23 protein-coding genes are annotated in these 19,707 nt (G+C 66.9%); 7 read left to right on the top strand and 16 right to left on the bottom strand.

Annotated elements, in window-relative coordinates:
• The first annotated feature begins 30 nt into the window (after positions 1 to 30).
• Entirely contained in the window at positions 31 to 321 is a 291-nt protein-coding gene (locus AAHA49_RS01410) for a YrhK family protein (protein ID WP_339393684.1), read from the top strand.
• A 64-nt stretch (positions 322 to 385) separates the two neighbouring features.
• On the opposite strand, the gene AAHA49_RS01405 is transcribed toward AAHA49_RS01410, so the two are convergent.
• Genes AAHA49_RS01405 through AAHA49_RS01380 form a run of 6 tightly spaced genes read right to left on the bottom strand, consistent with a single transcriptional unit; the run spans position 386 to position 6,120 of the window.
• Positions 386 to 874, bottom strand: coding sequence for an HXXEE domain-containing protein (locus AAHA49_RS01405; RefSeq protein ID WP_342036921.1), 489 nt, complete (start codon positions 872 to 874; stop codon positions 386 to 388).
• Positions 875 to 911: 37 nt separating this feature from the next.
• On the bottom strand, positions 912 to 2,447 hold the full coding sequence (locus AAHA49_RS01400; protein WP_342036920.1) for an ATP-binding cassette domain-containing protein: 1,536 nt from the start codon (positions 2,445 to 2,447) through the stop codon (positions 912 to 914).
• Positions 2,444 to 3,256 (bottom strand): energy-coupling factor transporter transmembrane component T family protein, encoded by an 813-nt coding sequence (locus AAHA49_RS01395; protein ID WP_342036919.1) that lies wholly within the window; start codon positions 3,254 to 3,256, stop codon positions 2,444 to 2,446. The genes AAHA49_RS01400 and AAHA49_RS01395 overlap by 4 nt, the downstream gene beginning before the upstream one ends.
• Positions 3,257 to 4,108: a histidine kinase gene (locus AAHA49_RS01390; protein WP_342036918.1), complete on the bottom strand. Its 852-nt coding sequence runs from the start codon at positions 4,106 to 4,108 to the stop codon at positions 3,257 to 3,259.
• Entirely contained in the window at positions 4,083 to 5,162 is a 1,080-nt protein-coding gene (locus tag AAHA49_RS01385; RefSeq protein ID WP_342036917.1) for a nucleoside hydrolase, read from the bottom strand. The genes AAHA49_RS01390 and AAHA49_RS01385 overlap by 26 nt, the downstream gene beginning before the upstream one ends.
• Before the next feature lie 37 nt (positions 5,163 to 5,199).
• A complete protein-coding gene (locus AAHA49_RS01380) occupies positions 5,200 to 6,120 on the bottom strand; it encodes a DUF2695 domain-containing protein (protein ID WP_342036916.1) in 921 nt (306 codons plus the stop codon).
• Positions 6,121 to 6,237: 117 nt separating this feature from the next.
• On the opposite strand from AAHA49_RS01380, the gene AAHA49_RS01375 reads away from it, so the two are divergent.
• Positions 6,238 to 7,125, top strand: coding sequence for a carbohydrate kinase family protein (locus tag AAHA49_RS01375; RefSeq protein ID WP_342036915.1), 888 nt, complete (start codon positions 6,238 to 6,240; stop codon positions 7,123 to 7,125).
• On the opposite strand, the gene AAHA49_RS01370 is transcribed toward AAHA49_RS01375, so the two are convergent.
• From AAHA49_RS01370 to AAHA49_RS01360, 3 genes are all read right to left on the bottom strand, one after another.
• On the bottom strand, positions 7,115 to 7,552 hold the full coding sequence (locus AAHA49_RS01370; protein ID WP_342037029.1) for an SRPBCC domain-containing protein: 438 nt from the start codon (positions 7,550 to 7,552) through the stop codon (positions 7,115 to 7,117). The two genes, AAHA49_RS01375 and AAHA49_RS01370, sit on opposite strands and share 11 nt — an antisense overlap.
• Positions 7,553 to 7,577: 25 nt before the next feature.
• On the bottom strand, positions 7,578 to 7,712 hold the full coding sequence (locus AAHA49_RS01365) for a hypothetical protein (RefSeq protein WP_339393693.1): 135 nt from the start codon (positions 7,710 to 7,712) through the stop codon (positions 7,578 to 7,580).
• Positions 7,713 to 7,876: 164 nt separating this feature from the next.
• Positions 7,877 to 8,368, bottom strand: a complete 492-nt coding sequence (locus AAHA49_RS01360; RefSeq protein WP_339393694.1) for a winged helix-turn-helix transcriptional regulator — start codon at positions 8,366 to 8,368, stop codon at positions 7,877 to 7,879.
• A gap of 84 nt (positions 8,369 to 8,452) precedes the next feature.
• Here AAHA49_RS01360 and AAHA49_RS01355 point away from each other — a divergent pair, with 84 nt between their 5' ends.
• On the top strand, positions 8,453 to 9,094 hold the full coding sequence (locus tag AAHA49_RS01355) for a dihydrofolate reductase family protein (RefSeq protein WP_339393695.1): 642 nt from the start codon (positions 8,453 to 8,455) through the stop codon (positions 9,092 to 9,094).
• A gap of 60 nt (positions 9,095 to 9,154) precedes the next feature.
• Here AAHA49_RS01355 and AAHA49_RS01350 read toward each other — a convergent pair whose 3' ends face one another.
• A complete protein-coding gene (locus AAHA49_RS01350) occupies positions 9,155 to 9,832 on the bottom strand; it encodes an NAD(P)H-binding protein (RefSeq protein ID WP_342036914.1) in 678 nt (225 codons plus the stop codon).
• A gap of 153 nt (positions 9,833 to 9,985) precedes the next feature.
• Here AAHA49_RS01350 and AAHA49_RS01345 point away from each other — a divergent pair, with 153 nt between their 5' ends.
• Positions 9,986 to 10,480 (top strand): mycothiol transferase, encoded by a 495-nt coding sequence (locus tag AAHA49_RS01345; protein WP_342036913.1) that lies wholly within the window; start codon positions 9,986 to 9,988, stop codon positions 10,478 to 10,480.
• A 49-nt stretch (positions 10,481 to 10,529) separates the two neighbouring features.
• Here the strand turns inward: AAHA49_RS01345 and AAHA49_RS01340 are convergent, their stop codons facing one another.
• From AAHA49_RS01340 to AAHA49_RS01330, 3 genes are all read right to left on the bottom strand, one after another.
• Positions 10,530 to 10,928: a DoxX family protein gene (locus AAHA49_RS01340; RefSeq protein WP_342036912.1), complete on the bottom strand. Its 399-nt coding sequence runs from the start codon at positions 10,926 to 10,928 to the stop codon at positions 10,530 to 10,532.
• A 156-nt stretch (positions 10,929 to 11,084) separates the two neighbouring features.
• Positions 11,085 to 13,058, bottom strand: coding sequence for a potassium transporter Kup (locus tag AAHA49_RS01335; protein WP_342036911.1), 1,974 nt, complete (start codon positions 13,056 to 13,058; stop codon positions 11,085 to 11,087).
• A 111-nt stretch (positions 13,059 to 13,169) separates the two neighbouring features.
• Positions 13,170 to 13,718, bottom strand: coding sequence for a GNAT family N-acetyltransferase (locus AAHA49_RS01330; protein ID WP_342036910.1), 549 nt, complete (start codon positions 13,716 to 13,718; stop codon positions 13,170 to 13,172).
• A 210-nt stretch (positions 13,719 to 13,928) separates the two neighbouring features.
• Here AAHA49_RS01330 and hchA point away from each other — a divergent pair, with 210 nt between their 5' ends.
• Positions 13,929 to 14,798 carry a glyoxalase III HchA gene (hchA, locus tag AAHA49_RS01325; protein ID WP_342036909.1) on the top strand — a complete coding sequence of 290 codons (870 nt, stop codon included), beginning with the start codon at positions 13,929 to 13,931 and terminating at the stop codon, positions 14,796 to 14,798.
• A gap of 91 nt (positions 14,799 to 14,889) precedes the next feature.
• Here the strand turns inward: hchA and AAHA49_RS01320 are convergent, their stop codons facing one another.
• Entirely contained in the window at positions 14,890 to 16,086 is a 1,197-nt protein-coding gene (locus AAHA49_RS01320; protein ID WP_342036908.1) for an MFS transporter, read from the bottom strand.
• A gap of 107 nt (positions 16,087 to 16,193) precedes the next feature.
• Here AAHA49_RS01320 and AAHA49_RS01315 point away from each other — a divergent pair, with 107 nt between their 5' ends.
• On the top strand, positions 16,194 to 17,135 hold the full coding sequence (locus tag AAHA49_RS01315) for a LysR family transcriptional regulator (RefSeq protein ID WP_342036907.1): 942 nt from the start codon (positions 16,194 to 16,196) through the stop codon (positions 17,133 to 17,135).
• A 56-nt stretch (positions 17,136 to 17,191) separates the two neighbouring features.
• Here the strand turns inward: AAHA49_RS01315 and AAHA49_RS01310 are convergent, their stop codons facing one another.
• A complete protein-coding gene (locus AAHA49_RS01310; RefSeq protein ID WP_342036906.1) occupies positions 17,192 to 18,391 on the bottom strand; it encodes a low temperature requirement protein A in 1,200 nt (399 codons plus the stop codon).
• Positions 18,392 to 18,578: 187 nt separating this feature from the next.
• On the opposite strand from AAHA49_RS01310, the gene AAHA49_RS01305 reads away from it, so the two are divergent.
• Positions 18,579 to 18,848, top strand: a complete 270-nt coding sequence (locus tag AAHA49_RS01305) for a DUF3263 domain-containing protein (protein ID WP_339393705.1) — start codon at positions 18,579 to 18,581, stop codon at positions 18,846 to 18,848.
• Between the two features lie 29 nt (positions 18,849 to 18,877).
• Here AAHA49_RS01305 and AAHA49_RS01300 read toward each other — a convergent pair whose 3' ends face one another.
• Complete coding sequence (locus AAHA49_RS01300; protein WP_339393706.1) at positions 18,878 to 19,255, bottom strand: hypothetical protein; 378 nt, start codon at positions 19,253 to 19,255, stop codon at positions 18,878 to 18,880.
• Positions 19,256 to 19,707: the final 452 nt, after the last annotated feature.

Here is a 19,707-nt window from a genome sequence, read left to right as displayed (position 1 = left end):
GCCTTTTTCGCCTCACCCCCGGAGGAATGCGTGACCACGCAGGAACATGATCTCGTCATGCACATCGGACACGACGAGATCGTCATCCGTCAGCGCTATCAGATGATCAGCATCGTCAACGATGTCCTCATCGGCCTGTGGTTCCTCATCGGCAGCTTCATGTTCTTCTCCGACGAACTCATGTTCGCCGGCACCTGCCTCTTCGTCCTCGGCAGCATCGAGATGCTCATCCGCCCGGTCATCCGCTTCGCCCGCCACATCCACCTGCAGAAGTTCCGCGGCCCCGGCTCGCTCGACACCGACTCGTCCTTCGACTACTGAGCCCGTCGACTGCTGACGGCGGCTCCTGACCCAGGCACTCTGGCTTTCCCGCCCGCCTCCCCTGTCACTCCGGCACCGCTCGCTCCCGCACCAGAGCTCTGGTCACACCATGGCAGGCGAGCGCCGCGATCACCATCATCGGTGCCCCCACCGCCCGGTCGGCTCGCGTCAGGGCGTGACCGGAAGCCGCCAGTTCACGCTTGGCCACTGATGCGCCGGGAAGCATGACGGGGACCGCGGTGAGGACTCCTGCCGTGTACCGCCTCAGCACCACCGAGGCAGCCACATGCGACCACACGTGCAGGTCGAGCCCGGCGAGCGTTCGGCGATAGAAGCGCGAGCGGCCGTTGGTCACCGCTCCCCGCACGCAGGCAACCCCGACTACGACCCCCATGAGCCCGATCGCCACCGCCGACTGCCGTCCGGAGGTGCGCAGCCAGTCCGCTCCCGTCTCCTCGGCCAAGCGGTGCGTCGTCGCGGGAAAGGCGCCGATCTCTTCGAGATCGTGGAGCGCCCACGCTCCGAAGAACGTCACGGGGCCATGTGCTCTCACGGCGTCACCGCCATGCCCATGCCCGGCACCGCCACGCTCATGCCCCGATCCGTCGCTCGGTGAGTCTGCCCGCATCAAGGCGAACGACCCGGTGGGCTGTTCCCGCCCACCGTTCGTCGTGGGTCGCTGCGAGCACAGAGCCGCCCCCACGGAGGAAGTCGGTGATGAAACCGGTGAGCCTGTGCATGTCCCCATCATCCCTGCCCTGAGTGGGCTCGTCGAGGAGCATAATCGGTGGAGAAGCCACGAGCGAGGACGCGATGACGACGTCCTTCCGACGGGCGGTGCCCAGGTCGAAGGGGTGAGTCCCGGCAACGGAAGCGAGTCCGGTGGCCTCCAGCGCCGAGGCGACCGTCGACTCCCGCTGCGCGCGAACCGCCGCCCGGTTGCGGCGTCGATGCCGCGGCAGCGGTGCCGCCCGCAGGAGCTCATCGCGCACGGTGGCAGTCGAGAGCTGGGTTCCCGGGTCCTGACGGACCCAGCCGAGATGAGCGGCCCTCCGGTGCGTCGGCAGCCCCGTGAGAGCGATGTCCTCGCCGAGGCGGTGCACCGTCATCGTGCCCGTGACCGCGGCTCCCGGTTCGAGGAGGCCGAGCAGGGCCGTGAGCAGCGTCGACTTGCCTGCGCCGTTGGCACCCATGAGGGCGACGAACTCGCCCGGACGGATGTCGAGGTCGAGACCGTCGAGCACCGCCCTGCCGCCGCGCTCGACTCGAAGTTCGCGGATCGACAGCACACGCCGGCTGGCCGTCTCCGATCCAGCCGGTGCTGCCACTGCCGTATCTGTCTCGTCCGGCTCTGGCGTCGCCTGCGCGGACTCAGCCGGCTCCGCCTCGATCCGCTCTGGATCCTTCGACTCACCGGCCGGTGCGATCGTGGGCAGAGCGCTCCAGACGCCGTGGGAGGCCAGCGCCTGTGGAGTCAGTTCTGCCATGTCGAGCGTCGTCACGATGCGGCCGTTGCCGAGGACGCTGATCGCCCCGCAGGCAGCGGCCACTTCGTCGAACTGGTGGCCGGTGAGAAGCACGGTACCCCCATTGGCGGCGTAGTCCTGCAAAGCAGCGACGAGGCCGCCCCGCATCACAGGGTCGAGGGAGAGTCCAGGCTGGTCGAGGACGAGGAGTGCCGGGTCGAGGGCGAGCAGTCCGGCGAGAGCCACGAGTTGCCTCTGCCCTCCCGAGAGCGTCTCGAGGCGACGCTCCCACAGCGCGGCCGCACCGAGCGACTCCAGCGCCTGCATCGCGGCGTCCCGTGCTGTCGCCGGGTCACGTCCGCGCAGGCGGCTCGGCAGCTGGACCTCGTCACCGACTCGGCTGGCCATCCCGCTCAGCTGCGCCTCGGGGTCGTCACCGAGCATGACGGCGTCCTCGACAGCGTGCGCCTCGCCGTGGACCGTGCCCCGGTCGGCGAGCAGCCCGACGGCCAGTCGGCACAGTGTCGACGTTCCGGAGTTCTGTGGACCGAGGACCGCATGCATCTGCCCGGAGTCGAGTCGGAGGTCGAGACCGGTGAGCGCGGGTTGCTCAGTTCCGCGGTAGGTGACGTCGACTGACTTAAGATCGAGCACTCTCATCGCAGCCCTCCGAGCATGTCTTCGGCACCGGGCAGAGGCAGCAGTCCGAGCACGGAAAGGACGATGAGGACGAGGGTGAGTGCTGGCCCGCCTCGGCGAAGGAGGCGCTGCCACCGACTGTCGGAATGATCCTGGAGGGACACGGAATGGTCGGAGGCGGCGAAGCCGCGCTGCTCGAGGACCTCGTGTCGTTGGTCGACAGTGACGAGAAGGGAGGTGAAGACTCCGGTGACGATGCCGGGCAGCAGGCGGAGGCGCACCGACCAGCGGTCGGTCGCCCAGCCGCGGGCGGCACGGGCCTCGAGGACCTCACGGACCCGAGTGCTGACGAGGGGGATGAGGCTGAGCGAGGACGCGCACACGTAGGCAATCGAGGCAGGAAAGCGCAGGGTGATGAGACCGTCGAAGAGTCTGGCCGCATCATTGCCTAGGCCGATGACGGCGCACAGGGCGACGAGCGCCGTTGCCCGCAGCCACAATTGGACGGCTATCGCGAGCCCTTCGATGCTCAACCGCACGGGTCCTGCCTGCCAGAGCACATGGACGTCGTCCCCCGGGTAGAACAGGCCTTGGACGAGGCCGACGACGATGAGCATCGGCACGCAGAGGACGACGACGGTCGCGGCCCACGTGGCGACCTTCACGCTCGGGGACGCCATGGCCGCGACGGTGGACCCTGCGAGGACCAGGAGAGGGACGACTGGGGACGGAATCCCGAACACGAGCACGAGCGCGCATCCGAGGACGATGATCTCGGTGGCCGGGTGCCAGCGCCGGGATTCCGTCTCGGTCAGAACCGACGGACTCATTCAGCGCCGGTCAGCGGTGCGGGCACGCTTTGCGAGGCTGTGCGCCGTGAAGGGATACCGGTCGAGGATCCGCCTGGGCAGGGAGCGGACGATGACGTAGGCGAGGGCGAAGATGATCGCCTTGTCGAGGACATCGGAGATGAGGCTCTGGGTGAGGGTCGCGGCGAGCATCTGCTGGCCGGTGGCCTGGAGGATCGCGACGACGCTCCCGGTGCCCATGCCGAGCCCGCCGCCGAAGACGTACGCGGCGACCGGGGCGGCGAGAGCAGCGGTGGGCACACCGGCAATCGCGCCGGCGAGGACGGCGAACCACGGGGTGCGGAAGGCGCCGAGGCGGGCGGCCCACCCGGCGGCCGCACCGATGAAGGCGGCTCCGGTGGTGAAGGCGATGACGCTGGGGTTGAGGGTGACACCCCAGATGAGGTTCGAGAGGATCCCGGTGAAGGCTCCCGCGGCAGGACCGGCGAGGACGCCGATCATCACCGTGCCGATGGAGTCGAGGTAGAGCGGGATCGTGGTCATCGTGCCGACGATCTGGCCGATGACGATGTTGAGGGCGATCGCGACAGGGATGAGCGCGAGGACGCTGCGGGGAATGAGCGGCAAGGTTCCTGCCGCGAGGAGGCCGCCGCCGACGAGGTAACCGACCATGACCCACAAAGTGGTGTGGCCGAGATCGATGCCGAGGTTGGCCGGTTGGGTGAGGAGGACGGCGAGGTAGGTCGTGATGATGACGAGCGTGCCGAGGAGGGTGAGGGTGAGCGCGAGGGCGGGGATGCGGGTTTGTCCGGGACCAGTCGGTGCGGCTGGCCCCTGCCCAGAGAGGCTACGTGTTCTCAGGTCTTTGCTCATGGTGTGGTCCTTTCGTCAGGGTGGCGCCGAGGTGGTCGAGGAAGGAGTCGGCGTCGATCGTGCGGATGATCTCGGCGTTGGGTTCCTTCCCCCACCGTCCCAGCCAGTCGGCGACGGTTTCGCCTCGTGTGAGTGTACCGGTGAGTTCGACGTCGACCGGTGCCGTCGCGGTCTGCGCCCACGGCAGTTCTCCCGCCGGCTGGTCGGGGTTGCGTGCCCAGGCGAGGGCGCACGCGAGGACGAAGGGGTCGTGGATGTGGGCGAGGTAGCCGAGTCCGTCCCAGTCGTGGAATTCGAAGTAGAACCGCAGCGCTTCGGCGAGCTGATCGAGCACCGGCGTCCAGGCTTCCCCGGTTGCGGAATCCCGGATGGCGCTGAGGCGCTCCGGGGTCATCGCCACGGCCTCGGTGGCTTCGATCGGGGCGATGACAGGATATTCGAGGTCGGGCTGCTCGTGGCGTGCCCGGTCCCAGGCGGTGAGGACTCGGGCGGTCGACTCCGGGTCGAAGGTGACGTTCCATTCGGTCGTCGGATGTGTGTTGCCGCGGTAGTTGAACGCCCCGCCCATGATGAAGAGCCGACGCAGCAGGTGCGGGAGTCTCGGTTCGATGTCGAGGGCGAGCGCGAGATTCGTCGAGGGTCCGATGACGACGCCGATGAGTTCGCCCGGGTGGGCGCGGGCGGCATCGACCCAGGCCTGTGCCGCCGAGGTGGCGCTCGCTGAAACAGTCGGCGTCGGCAGGGTCGCGTAGCCGGTGCCGGTCTGCCCGTGGGTGAGGTCCGCGTATTCGATGTCCGCCATCTCTGTCGCCGTCACGGGTACGTCATCGCCATGCCGGGCCAGCGGCAGGGGGTGACCCGGATGGACCGGAATGTCGGAACGACCGGCGAGCTCGAGCCATCCGAGTGTGTTGACGACGACCTGCGCGGTGGCGACATTGCCTCCCGAGGCGGCGATTCCGACGACATCGACGTCGTCCTGGCACAGCAGGTAGGCCAGAGCGATCGCATCGTCGATACCGGGGTCGCAGTCGAGGAAGAGCGGCAGAGTCATCCCTCCATTCTGCCGGACTGCTCAGCGCTGAGAACTCTCAGAACGGAGCGCGCAGTCCAGGTTCCTCCGGCGACTCGATTCTCCATCCCGGTGACTCCATTCCCCATGGCGGAACCGGCGGGGTCCATCGAGGACGACGTCTGCCGCGCTGCCAGTTGCCGCATGGCTGGGTGGAGCCTCGACGAACATACTGACAGCAGAGATAGATCTCCTCCGCCTGCTCGACACGCCGAATCCGGAACCCTGGGCCAAACGGGTCCGCAGGGTCCTCGAGCTCGTGTCGTCGATACCCGTTCGAGTGATACGGGTACTCCGCCGATTCGGTCCCACCGAAGCCACCGTCGTCCCAGTGCGGCGCTGAGTATTCACCCACGCGTGGGACATCGACTGAGTGTGCGTCGGCGTACCGGCGGACACTCTCCCATTGGTGCTCGGTGTAGGCTCCCTCTCCGGCGACCAGATTATGCTCACTGGCGAACCCACTCTCGTCGCTGCAGCCGTACTCGCCTCCGTGCCTGTACGACCACGCGTTTCCGAACCGGGTGATGTCCTCATAGACCCGTTCGCGCCAGTATTCGCCGCCGGGTTCGTACTCCCTCACCTTCCTCAGCACCCCGATGTCGAAGAGGTCATCGGTGCCCAACCGAGCCCCAACCGTCCCGGCGACGGTGCCGCGAGCCAGGAGTGGTCTCGGCGCGTAGGTATAGACCTCACGCAGCAGCTCACAGTCGCACCGGCGCGCGCCGAATCCTCTCAGTCGTGGGATGAGCGCGGTCGCCCGCGGTGCCGTCTGGTCCCGGAAGCTCTCAGCGAAACGATGGGTATCGTCGCAGCCGTGCACTCCGAGTTGCCGGTGAACGTAGCAGACGAGGCATTCGCCCGCTCGGGGCCTGAAATCGGTCTCAGCGGTCTTTCTGGTGATCTCTCTGATGTCTGTTCTCACAGTGTCGTTGTCCATGAACATACGGTGCCACGGGGCACTGACACGAGTGAGACGCAGATCACCCCGATCTTCGATCGATCTCCGATTCATGCCGCAGAGACCAGCGTTCACCTGGGTGAATACAATGGACGGATGACCATCCTCGTCATCGGCGAAGCGCTCATCGACATCGTCACTCTTCCTGGCACCTCGGACAGATACGCTCCCGGCGGAGCGCCGGCGAATGTCGCGCTCGGGCTCGGCCGCCTCGGCGATGATGTCGCTCTGCTCACCGATGTCGGCGATGACTTCCACGGCGGCTTCCTGCTGGCCCACCTGCGCGCCTCGAACGTCACCGTCCATGCGACGCCGCGAGGAGCCACGTCGACGGCGCGCGCGGTCCTCTCTGCCGACGGCTCGGCTGAATACGACTTCCACCTGCGGTGGGCTCCTGATCCGGCACCGGTCACAGGCGAACCGTGGGAGGCGATCCACATCGGATCGATCGCAGCCTTCCTCCAGCCGGGCGCCGCGACGATCGACGCCCTGCTCGACAACCGTCACCCGTCGACGCGACTGGTGACGTTCGACCCGAACATCCGCCCGACGATCATCGGCGAGCAGACGGCGGCACTGGCCCGATTCGAGGACCTCGCCGCACGCGTCGACGTCGTCAAGCTCAGCGATGTCGATGCCGAGTGGCTCTACCCCGACCTCGCTGAAGAAGCGCAGGTCGATCGTCTGCTCGGCCTTGGTCCGGACCTGGTGGCGATGACTCGCGGAGGTGAGGGCGCAGTCCTGGCGACCGCCTCGGCGCGGGCGACGGTGGCTTCGGCTCGGGTCGACGTCGTGGATACGATCGGGGCCGGGGACACGTTCATGGTCTCCCTCATCCACGATCTGCATGCCGCGACGTCAGCGTTGTCCGACCTCGGCACTGCGGAACTGACGTCATTGGGCGACAGGGCGTCGACGTTGGCCGGGATCACCGTCGGCCGTACCGGCGCCGATATTCCGTGGGCTGCGGATCTCACGAACTGAGGAATTCGCCGAGCTGTCGCAGGCAGATGTCGTGGCCGTTCCGGTGGCCGTCGATCATCCCCTGACCGACGAAGGAAACGACCTGGTCGACGAGTTCGACTCTGGTGCCTGTCGAGGTGGCCGTCAGGGTCCAGGTGATGATGGCGGTCGAGAGGATCTCATCGTCTCTTGTGAGAGTCTCAGTGGTCACGATGTGACGCTCCGGCATGACAGCGCAGTACTGCCCAGTCGATGCGAACTCCAATGCTCCAGGCGCCCCGCAACGGGCGCGGATCGATCCACCGGGGCGGAATTCGTCGATGTCACAGACCATCTCCTCCCCTTCGGGGACTCCCCACTGCACACGCTGATCTGCTTCGGCGAAGGCAGTCCACACTGTCGAGACCGGGTGCTCGATATCAGCACCGAGGCTGATCGTCGCGGTCACAGGTGCGCCCTGATCGTCTGCGAACTCACTCACTGAAAAACACCACCTGGTTCCCGTCCGGAACGGTGATCGGGAGAATGGGCGCGAAGAGACTGGAATGCCATTCTGTCGCTTCCTCCTCGCTGCCGACGGTGATGCCGGCCATGAGTCCGCTGAACATGATCGTTCCTTCGGGATCAGTACTGGGATTAAGCGATTGCATATTGCAACTGCTTATTCCATGGAATCACACCTCGAAGGATCAGACAACAGAATCGTCCCAGCGACCTCCGCGCGGCAATCCCCGATCATCGGCGCCGGCCGCAACCAAGTTCGACGACCGGCTCAGCTTCCGGCGATCTCCGCGTCGAAGGCGGCCTGCAGCCGTTCCGAAGCGCGCGGTGAATCCGGATCGGGACGCGGAACGCCGAGGTGAGTCTCCCTCAGCTCCTCCATGAGGCCGGAGACGAGCTGGGGGTCTTCGGTCATGAGTCTGGATCGGATCGTCAGCTCCGGTGAGGTCTCGCGGTGGGTCATCCCCCAGGTTCCGAGTGCAACCATGACCGGCAGGGTCTGGATCCCCGACTCGGTGAGCGAGTATTTCGCCTTCTGACCGCGGACCGCCTCCGCCTTGGTCAGGAGCCCTTCGTCCACCAGTTTCTTCAGGCGATCAGCGAGGATGTTCGAGGCGATGCCCTCGTCGTTGCCGACGAGCAGCTCACGGAAGTGCCGGCGGTTGCCGAAGACGATGTCACGGAGCACGATGAGGCTCCACGCATCGCCGAGCACCTCGACGGCGGCGTTGATCGCACAGCCCGAACGCGGTTCCCTGGCCACATTTCCTCCCTCAGGTGATTGCACTCTGCAAGTGCTTCATCCTACTCTGGATCCACCCGCACTCGGCAACCGGCAGGAGCAGCCATGGCACGCACGCGAGTCCACAACCTCTTCGTCTCCCTCGACGGCTACGCGGCCGGGGACCATGTGACCTTCGACGAGCCCATCGGCGGAGCCAGAGCCCTCTTCTCCTACTTCGACGGTCGCGTCATCTCAGGTGTCCACGGCGCCCCGGCCGACCCGGTGACCGTCGACCGTGCGCTCTTCGCGATGTGGGGTCAGGGCATCGGGGCCGAGATCATGGGGCGGAAGAAGTTCGGTCCGCAGACCGGGCCGTGGCCCGAGGACGGCTGGCGGGGCTGGTGGGGCGAGGAGCCGCCGTTCGCGACCCCGTGCTTCATCCTCACTCACCACCCCCGTCCGCCAATGGAGTTCCCCAACGGCACGGTCTTCCACTTCATCGACGCCGATCCGCTCGAGGCGCTCACGCAGGCGAAGGCCGCCGCAGACGGACTCGACGTCCGCCTCGGCGGCGGCCCGACCTCGGTCAAGGAATTCCTCGCCGCGGGACTCGTCGACTTCATGCACACCGTCACGGTGCCCATCGTCCTCGGCACCGGGGTGCGGCTGTGGGAGAACCCGGAGACGCTGACGGACCGCTTCTCACTCGAGACGGTGGGCACCGCCAGCGGGCTGACCCACCATCTGTGGAATCGACTCGACTGAGCCCCGAACCCGCCGCCCGTCGACCGACCCCACCGCACCCTCGCCGAGGCGGCCGCAGGTTCAGCCGATCGCCTCGGCGAGGGGCACGGACCCGTCGTAGAAGTTCACCGTCTCCCGCACGGCGGCGTCGTTGACGATGACGTAGGTGATGACGTCGGCGACGAGTTCGCGCGAGGTCACGCCCTGACCGTCGCCGGGGGTGCGGCCTTCGATGTCGCCGCGCTCGTCGGCGATCGTCACCAGCGCGTTCGAGGGATCGAGGGTGAGGTGTCCGGGTCCGAGGATCGTGTAGTCGAGGTCGCTATTGCGCAGGTAGGCGTCCGCGCCGTGCTTGGCCTCGACGTAGGGGTAGAACGAGTTCGACGGGTCGATGCGGTCGAGGTCGATGCCCACCGTCGCATACGAGACCATGACGAAGCGTTTGACGCCGGCCTGTTCGGCGGCGTCGACGGCTCGCTTGGCGGCCTCGAGGTCGACGGCCTTGGTCCGCTCCGGGCTCCCGCCCCCGGCACCGGCGGAGAAGACGATGGCATCGGCTCCGGCGAACACCTCGGCGAGCGCGTCGGTGTCCGCGGTCTCGATGTCGAGGACCACCGGATGGGCGTCGGCGGCTTCGATGTCGGCGGCCTGCTCGGGGTTGCGGATGACTGAGTCGACGGCGAACCCGGCCGCCGCGAGCTTCGGGGCCGCGAGCAGCGCGACCTTCCCGTGTCCGCCGAGGATGACGACGCGACTCATGTGAGACTCCTTCGTTGACGTTCGATGGTGCCCACAACAGCCGCAACGGAGGTTGGTTTATTCCCTCGCCGAGGCGGTCTTCCGAATCGTGGACACCGAGGTGGGCAGCGGCGGGGGCTGAAATCCGCGGGTGCGAGGAGCACAATGGGAGCCATGACGATCACCGAGCTCTTCGCCGACTTCGCCCACCGTCCCATCGACGCGGTCACGGGTCTTCCGGACCTCACCCCGGAGCAGCTCAACGCGCATCCGGGTTCGCATCCGAACTCGATCGCGTGGCTGCTGTGGCACATCGGACGGGAGGTCGACGTCCAGCTCTCCGGGCTCTCGGGTGAACCGCAGGTGTGGGAGAAGTACCGTGAGCGGTTCGGCCTCGGCGCGATCGGCGACACGGTCGGCTACGGACACACGCCCGAGCAGGCGTCCGAGATCGTCGTCAACGATCAGGGACTGCTCACCGACTACGTCACGGCCGCCCTGACCGCTCTCATCGACTATGCGAACACGCTGTCGGCTGAGGACTTCGGCGTCGTCATCGACGAGAACTGGACACCGCCGGTCACCCGCGGCGTGCGCCTCGTCTCGATCGTCGACGATGCCGCACAGCATGCCGGTCAGGCGGCCTACGCGGCCGGCGAACTGCACTGAGGGTCCTGCTGCCCAGCCTGGTTCGCCCAACCTCGTCGGCTCAACCTCGTCAGCTGAGGCTGAGCAGTCCGGGAATGCTGATCGGGCCGGGACCGAAGACCGCGATGACTGCGGCCATGGTGAGCAGGAAGAGGTCGTACTCCCAGCCGTTGTCGGCCGCCCAGTACCTGCTGTGCCAGCGGAAGTTCTGCATCGAGATCGTGATGAGCATGAGCACGACGACGCCGATGCCCGCGAACTGAGCGAGCACGCCGGTGGTGAAGGACAGGGCCGCGGCGAACTCGGCGATCGGCACGAACCAGGCCAGCGGCAGCGGCAGTCCGTCGTTCTTCGCGAAGGCGCGCACATCCTTGAGTTTGAGCAGCGATTCGTGGAAGAACGTGAAGGCGAGCACTCCCCTTACGAGGAGGAGGACGACGCCGATGACCAGCGGTGGAACCTCGAGCACGGTTTCGCCCCTTTCGCCGGTGGACGCGCACTGAACTGACGTGGCCGAGTGTACTCTCCAGGCGCCCGCCGGCGACCCGAGCCTCGATCACGGCTCCGACTTCGGCTACAGCCCCAACCTCGGCGCCTGAGTGCCCCAACCGTGCCCCGACTCCGCTCAGAGTTCGGCGGTCTCCCCCATGACCGTCGTGCGGTCGGCGGGCAGGTGGAGGACGTGGGTGCGGTTGGCCGAGGCTTTCTCGAGGGTCCGGAAGAGGCTCTTCTGCCAGCGCGCCATCCGGGCGTCGCCGCCGGGTTCGATCCGGAAGACGGAGATGATGTACATCGCCTCCTTCGGGTCGAAGTCGAGCTCCGGTGTCCGACCGACGGCCTGCCGCAGTGCACTCGGAACGTCCTGCGAGTCGTTGAATCCGATGCTGTAGAGGACGTGGACGATGCCGTCGTCGGGACGGCCGAGATCGGAGACGACGACACGCCTGTCATGGCTCACGTGGGGGACGCCGAGGTTCTTGATCGTGACGATGACGACGTGTTCGTGGAGGATGTGGTTGCAGTCGACGTTCGAGCGCAGCGCCAACGGGGCCGTCGCCGGATTGCCGTGCGGGTAGACGGCGACGCCGGGCACCCGGAGGACGGGGGCACGGCCGATCTCCTCGACGAAGTCCTCGATGGGTCCTTCCATCTCGGCTCGCCTGCCGAACATCAGCGCCGAACCCTTCTTCCACGTGAGCATGATCGTGACGAGAACCGCGGCGATGGCGAGCGGCAGCCAGCCGCCGGAGGCGATCTTGACGACGTTGGCGGAGAAGAGCGCGAATTCGACGCCGCCGATGGCCAGGCCGGTGAGGAGCACCCACGGCAGCTTCCACTTCCAGATCTCGAGCGCGAGGAGGAGGAAGAGGGAGAGTTCGAGGAGGAGCGTCGCGGTGACGGCGAGACCGTAGGCGGAGGCGAGCGCTTGGGAGGAGCTGAAGGAGAGCACAAGCGCCATGACGCCGATGAAGAGGATCCCGTTGACCGCCGGCACATAGATCTGTCCGCTTTCGCGTTTCGAGGTCTGGATGACCTTGAGTCGCGGCAGCAGTGAGAGTCGGGTGGCCTGCCGGGAGACGGAGAAGGCCCCGGAGATCACCGCCTGTGAGGCGATGATGGTGGCGGCGGTGGCGAGGACGACGAGCGGCATCTGCGCCCAGTCGGGGGCGAGGCGGAAGAACGGGTTCTCGATCGCCGAGGGGTCGACGAGGATCATCGCACCCTGCCCGAAGTAGTTGAGCACGAGGGCAGGGAAGATGATGCTGAACCAGGCCACGACGATGGGACGACGCCCGAAATGGCCCATATCGGCGTAGAGCGCTTCGACTCCGGTGACGGCGAGGACGACGGCGCCGGCGGCGATGAAGGCGACGAGAGGGCGGTCGAGGGCGAAGTCGATCGCATAGGTCGGTGAGAGAGCGCGGAGGATCGTCGGATTCGCGATGATCTGGGGGATGCCGAGGAGCGCGAGGACAGCGAACCAGACGAACATGATCGGTCCGAACGCTCGGCCGATGGAGCCTGTCCCCCACCGTTGGACGGCGAAGAGGGTGGCGAGGATGACGACGGCCAACGGCACCACCCACGGGCCGAGCTCGGGGCTGACGACGTGGAGTCCTTCGACGGCGCTGAGCACCGAGACTGCGGGGGTGATGAGCGAGTCGCCGTAGAAGAGGGCGGCGCCGATGATCGCGAGCACCATGACGACCTTGACGCGGGAGGATCCGGCTCCGAGCTTGCGTTTGATGAGCGCGGCCAGGGAGAGGATGCCGCCTTCGCCTTCGTTGTCGGCGCGGAGGATGAAGCCGAGGTAGGCGATGGAGACGATGAGCATGAGGCACCAGAAGACCATGGAGACCACTCCGAGCACGTCCTGTTCGGTGGGGGCGACCGAGTTGTGGTGGATGCTGAAGACCGTCTGCAGGGCGTAGAGCGGGGAGGTGCCGATGTCACCGAAGACGATCCCGAGTGCCCCGAGCATGAGCAGCGGCAGCGGGGTGGCGAGTCGCCGGGGATCGCGCGGCTGTTTCGTCGCAGGTGGTGCCGGGTCTGCCTGCGTCGGCGGGTTCTCGGGCTGCTCACCCGAATCGGTGTTCACGAAGAGTGATCCTTGCACTCTCCCCGGTCGTTTTCAATCCTCGCCGAGGTGGTTGGCCGATCCCGTCGTCCCTGCCCGGAGACCCGTTGTCCCTGCGCGGAGGGCGGCCCCTCATCCCCTCCACTCCCGCCTGAGCAGACCGAACACCCACGAGTCGGAGATGACGCCGTCGACGATGCAGTCCTCGCGCAGGGTTCCCTCCCGCTGAAAGCCGAGTTTTTCGAGCACCCGCGCCGAGGCGGCATTGCGGGTGTCGGCTTCGGCCTGCACTCGGTTGAGGTCGAAGGCTCCGAAGGCCCAGCTCAGCACCGCTCCGGCGGCTTCGGTCGCATATCCGTGCCCCCAGGACTCGGCGGTGAAGCAGTACCCGAGCGACCCGCTGCGGAAGTCCGGGTTGAAGCTGTTGAACGTGCACCAGCCGATGAACGCCCGATCCTCGGTGCGTTCGACGGCCACTCGCCCACCGGTGCCCTCATCGGCCATCGTCCGGCATCCGCCCAGGAACCGTTCGATCATCGCGCGATCGGTCCACGGAGGAGAATCCCAGAACTCGAGCACTCGCGCATCGGACTGCAGCGCGAAGAGGTCATCGGCATCGGAGGCAGCGAAAGGGCGCAGTCGAAGGCGTTCGGTCACCAACGTCGGTGTGGGCACAGGCATGGTCTCATCGTCCCACAGCCCAGGTGCGCCCGGCTGCTCCCGACGCTGCAAGGCGGATCTCCACTGCGCACCCGACCCACCTCACCCTTGTGCATCCTCAGCACCTGACATAGGTTGGGCGGCACCACGACAACCGAACTTGCATGATCAGGCCGAGGGCCGCCTCGGCGAGAGATCCGGTGCCCCGGCACCGACGATGGAAGGAACGAGATGTCCGAGACCACCCCCGCCGACCAGGACCGCCAGCCGAAGCCGGACCCGGCGGAGAACAACGCCTACTTCCCGTCCCCGTACTCGCTGTCCCAGTACACGGCGGACAAGACCGACTTCGACGGGCTGAGCACGGATGAGAAGTACACGGGCGGGCGGTGGAAGGTCCTCGTCATCGCCACAGACGAGCGCTACATGCTCATGCAGAACGAGACGTTCTTCTCCACCGGCAACCATCCCGTGGAGACGCTCCTGCCGCTTCATCACATCGCCGAGGCCGGCTATGGCATCGACATCGCCACCGTCAGCGGCGAGCCCGGCAAGTTCGAATGGTGGGCCTACCCGAAGGACGACGAAGCAGTGGGCTCAGCGTGGGAGGCGACGAAGGAGCAGTTCAAAGACCCGAAGAGGCTCGCCGAGGTCATCGAGCAGGGGCTTGACGACTACGCCGCGATCTTCATCCCCGGCGGGCACGGGGCGATGAACGGCATCCCCGACAGCGCCGTGCTCGGGGAGGCGCTCGACTTCTTCCTCGACAACGACCGCCTCGTCATCACCCTCTGCCACGGACCGGCCGGACTGCTCGCCTCCGGAGTCGGAAGGGATGAGAACCCGTTCTCCGGATACCGCATCGTCGCCTTCCCCGATTCCCTCGATCAAGGCGCGAACATCGACATCGGGTACCTGCCCGGCAAGATGCCCTGGGCGCTCGGCGAAGCGCTGGAGAAGGCGGGCATCGTCGTCGAGAACACGGAGATGACCGGGGCGACCATGCGCGACCGGAATCTCCTCACCGGCGACAGTCCCCTCGCGGCGAATCAGCTCGGCAAGGATTCGGTGACGGCGCTGCTCGAGAAGTACGGAGACTGAGCTGTCGCTCACCGGCGTCGCGCGCTCATCGGCGGAGTGCCTTCACCGGAGGCGTGCACTCACCGGCGGCCCGCGCTGACTGGCCGCGCGCTCACTTGCGGCGTGCGCTGACCTGGAGGGCGGCGAGGATGACGATGAGGATGATGCTCAGTCCGATCATCGCCGCCGTCGATGACACCACGGTCACCGCCAGCCCCAGTCCGAGGACGGGCACGATGAGCCCGATGTAGGCGACGAGGAAGAGACCGGCCAGCGCCGTCCCTCGGCTGCGGGCCGGGGTCGAGGCGAGGACCGTGCCGATCGCGCCCTTGAAGAGGAAGCCCGCACCAGCACCGGCGAGCGCTCCGCCGAGGAGGAACAGCGGCGCACTGTTGGCAAGCATCGCCCACACGAGGACGAGCAGGCCGACCGCCTCGGCGAGTGAGCCGAGGGAGAGCCTGACCTGCGCCCTCAGGTTTCGCGTGGCCGTCTGGGCGAGGGCGGCTGCGGCGAAGACGACGAAGGTGATCGCCCCGGCCGCGAGCCGGTTGGGCTGGTGGAGGGCGCCGGCGACGAATCCGGGGGCCACCGAGGTGAAGACGCCGAAGACGGAGAACGCCGTGAACGCGGCCATCCCCGCCAACCAGAATCCCCGCCCGGATCCGGCACCGCCGGGACGCTGCGGACGGTACCGCGGCCGTGAGGGCAGCACCTCGACGGTCTCCGGGGTCCCAGCCACGCCGACGACCGCGAGGACGAGAAGGGCGAGGAAGACCACGTAGGGCACGACGAGCGGCCCGGCGACGTATTGGGCGAGGAACCCGCCGATGAGCGGGCCGAGCCCGAGGCCGCCGATGTTCGCCGCGATCGACACGGTCTCCGAGCGGGCCGAGCTCGCCTCCGGACGGTGCCTGCCGTGGAGTTCGTGGAGATGGGCGGTGGCCGTAGCGGTGAGCATGCCGATGCCGAAACCGGAGATGAACCGGGCGGCGAGGAGTCCGGGGAGGTCGGGCCAGAGGAGGAAGATGAGCGCCGAGGCGATCTCGAGTCCCAGGGCTGCGATGATGATGCGCTTGCGGCCGACCCAGTCGGAGACGTGTCCGGCGAGCAGGAGGCTGACGGCGACGCCGACGGCGTACATCGCGAAGACGATCGTGATGACGAAGGTGGAGAACGAATCGCGTTCGGCGTAGATCGCGTAGAGCGGGGTCGGCAGGGTCGAATAGGCCATGCCGACGAGGAAGGCGAAGGCGACGAACCAGAATCCACGGCCATGCCGGCGGCTGACCGATGCTGCAGGGCTGCTCATCGTCGCTTTCATGCTCGCTCCTGTTCTCACGGGGATGCTGCGGGACTCGTCAGGGGATGCTTCCACCTTCCACCCGCAGCACTCATCGTGTCCAACGAATGATTCGGATGACAGAAATCGTTCTGTGCGATGATTGGTCGATGGATCTGCGCCAGCTCGAATATTTCGTCGCCGTCGCCGAGGCGCGCAGCTTCACGCGTGCCGCCGAGGCCCTCCATGTCGCCCAGTCGACGGTGTCCGCTGCGGTGAAGTCGCTCGAACGCGAGGCCCGGGTGCCGCTCATCATCCGCACCACCCGCAGCTTCCACCTCTCCCCTGCCGGTGAGGAGCTGCTCGTGCGGTCTCGGGCGCTGCTCGCCGATGAGCAGGCGGCCCTGGCCGCGGTCAGGCAGGCCGAGGGCGTCGTCAGCGGTCGGCTGCGGCTGGGCACGCCCACCTCGGAGCTGCCCTTCGACCTGCCGCAGCTCATCGGCCGCTACCGGCAGCTCCATCCTGCCGTCGAACTCCAGCTCATCTCCTCCCCTGCCGGTTCGGCCGGTCTGCGGCAGGAGACGACGGACAATCGTCTCGACGCGACGTTCTCCACCGACCTCACCGCCCATCCGTCGCTCATCTCCCGGGAGATCTCGCGCTCCCCTGTCGTCGTCATCGTCGGAGAGAATCACCGCCTGGCAGGGTCCGCCGAAGTGACTCTGCCCGAGATCGTCGACGAGGAGTTCATCGACTTCCCCACTGGCTTCGGACAGCGCACCGTCACCGACGAGGCGTTCAGCGCTCAGGGGCTGCAGCGGCAGGTGAGCACCGAATCGTCGACGGCGGCACTCATCATTGCCTTCGTCCGGCACGGTCTCGGCATCGCCCTGCTGCCGCGCTCGACCGTGCTCGGGCGCACCGGCATCCGGGTCATCGACCTGCCGGAGCCGACGCCTGAGTGGCGGATCTCCCTGACCTGGCCGCGCCGCCGCTGGCAGCCTCCGGCGCTCACGGCACTGCTCACCCTCATCGATGAGGACCCCGGTCTCGTCCGACCGGAGGAATCCGCGGACTGAGTCTCGGTGGTTGAGTCTCAGTGTCTGAGGCGACCCCAAGGGTGAGGGTCGAGCGTTCAGTCGACGAGCACCTCGGCGGGTTCGTCATCGGGGTCAGGCAGGGGCGGGCGCCAGACGAGGACGACGACGATGCCGATGAGGATGACCGAGGTCAGGGCGAAGGGCACCGGGATGAGCGGGTCGATGAGGACGCGGAGACCACCGAGGGGAACGACGATGTTGACGACCCGGTCGGCGTTCGGGCGGATCGCGATCGCCCACACGCCGAGGATGAACACGGCGATGGGGATCGTGTACGCGAACGAGGCGAAGGGCGGTTCGAGCTTGCTGTGGTCGGTGATGACGGCGATCTCGGCTTCGATGCCGGCGGAGAACGCACCGGCGGCGGCGAAGATGAAGTAGTGGCCGTAACCGTAGGCGAGCGAGTTGCGCAGGCCGCGGATCGACCGGTGGTGGGGCGGCCAGAAGTAGATCCACCACAGTGCTGCTGTGGCGATGAGCGTGAGGACGGCCATGGCGATGAGCGGGCCGAGGGCATCGGAGTCCTGGATGGCTTCGATGATGGCGTTGGCCGACGCGAGCAGGCTCTCACCGAGCAGGATGAGGGTGAAGAGTCCGTAGCGTTCGGTGATGTGGTGCGGGTGCCAGGGGGTGAGTCCGGCACGTTCGGCGATGACGGGGACGGCCACCTCGGCGAGGATGAGGATCGGCAGGGCGATGAAGAAGCCGCTGCCGGGCAGGAGGAGGGTGAGCAGCCAGAGGAGCTGGACGATGCTCACCCCGATCGCGTAGAGGCGGCACGTGCTGCGGGCCGACGGCGATGACCACGAGGCGCGGACCCATTGGGCGACGAGTGCGAAGCGCATGACGACGTAGGCGATGATGACGACGGTGAAGTTGTGCTCTTCGAAGACGAGGCCGATACCGGCGGCGAGGACGAGGACGCCGCCCATCTGGATGATCGTCAGCAGGCGGTAGAGCCAGTCATCGGTGTCGAAGGAGGTGGCGAACCACGTGAAGTTCATCCACGCCCACCAGATGCCGAAGAAGACGATGAGGTAGTCGATGACGCCGTCGGTGACGTGGCCTTCGGTCATCGCCTCGGCGAGGCGCACCGAGGCGATCGAGACGGCGACGACGAAGACGAGGTCGAAGAAGAGTTCGAGCGTCGAGGCGGAGCGGCCGGGTTCGTTGGGGTCGCGCGGGCGCATGGGGACGAGCCGAGAGCGGGTCAGGGGCGTCGGGGTCGCTGTCATGGCGACGATCATAACCCCGAGTGCGGACTCGCGGATCGAAATGCGGTGACAATGTCACCTGTGAGCGGCGGTGGTCTGCGGCGTCGACCGCAAACACCTCGGCGCAGGCGTGACCGGGGTGGGGGCGAGGACGGTGCTGACCTCGGGGTTTGGCGGGTGCTCGCACCGGCGTGCCAGACTGGGGCGCGTGGTCCCTGGAACCGTCACCGAGCTCTCCGCGCACGATCGGATGATCCTCGATCTCGAGAAGTCGGCCTCCACCGAGGTGGCACGTGTGATGCTGTGCCGGAGCATCGATCTTCCCGTCGAACGGTATGCTGCGGTGCTCGACGGGCTCGTCGACACGGATGCGGCGTTCGGCTATGCCCCGGACGTCGTCGATCGGATCCGGCGGCTGCGTTCGGAGCGGTTCGCGTTCGAGCGGCGGAAGCGGCGGTGGCGTTCGTTCATGCCGTAGCGGGACGGCTCGCGCGGAGGCGAGCAGCGTCACGCGAAGTTCGGACGCAAGACCTCGCGAATGGTCTTGAAGTTCGCCGGTGTCACCTGCCACCGCGAGCTGTCGGTGTCTTCGAACGTCACTTCGTAGTTCCCTGTGGGGGAATCGAACTGGACGAGCATGCTGACCGGCAATGGCGTCCCGTCCGGGTACCGTTCGTCGGTGAAGGCCTTCACTGCGGGCCGAATATCGTACGGGGAGGCGGTCACCGACGTGACCACATCCTCGGCGCCGTAGACGAAGCCGCCGACGCTGTTGACCTTCTCATGGTCGAAACCGAGGACCATCGACAGCGATGTCCACTCGTCAGGGGCCTCCTTGAGGTTCTCGATCAGGGTGCGGATGAGGCCAGCGGCACTGTCGGTCATGCGGGTGCTCCTTGCGGAAGATCAGCGGGGACGGGATCAGTCTTCCACACAGCGGCAGTGCGTTCGACATGACGTGCTGCGTCTGGCGAGCTGCTCTTCGAAAGGGGGCGAACAGGTCTGAGATTTCGAATCGGCAACTTTCGTGTGTCGATGGGCGCAACACGGGAAGGCACCGGCTTTGATGAATGCGAAGCCGGATTCCTTTGCTCGAGGTGGAATTGCCGGCCCACTCCATGACGACGAAAGGCACCAGTTGAGCAGACGCGAAGTCCTCACCACGTTCGGCCCTCTGATGGCGGCAGGACTGGCGTCGATTGTGTTCTTCGGAACCTATGCGTATCTCTTCGTCTTCGGCACGCTGCTCGGGTTCAACGTTTCGAGTCTGGACGGAAACGGACCCACGTGGCCCTTCCCCGTCGTGGTCGTCTCTGGGATCGCTCTCGCGGTCACTG

The organism is Brevibacterium ammoniilyticum (assembly GCF_038429965.1).
Taxonomy (GTDB): Bacteria; Actinomycetota; Actinomycetes; order Actinomycetales; family Brevibacteriaceae; genus Brevibacterium; species Brevibacterium ammoniilyticum.
The sequence above is the reverse complement of the archived record's forward strand: the minus strand, read 5'-3'. Positions and strand labels throughout refer to the sequence as shown.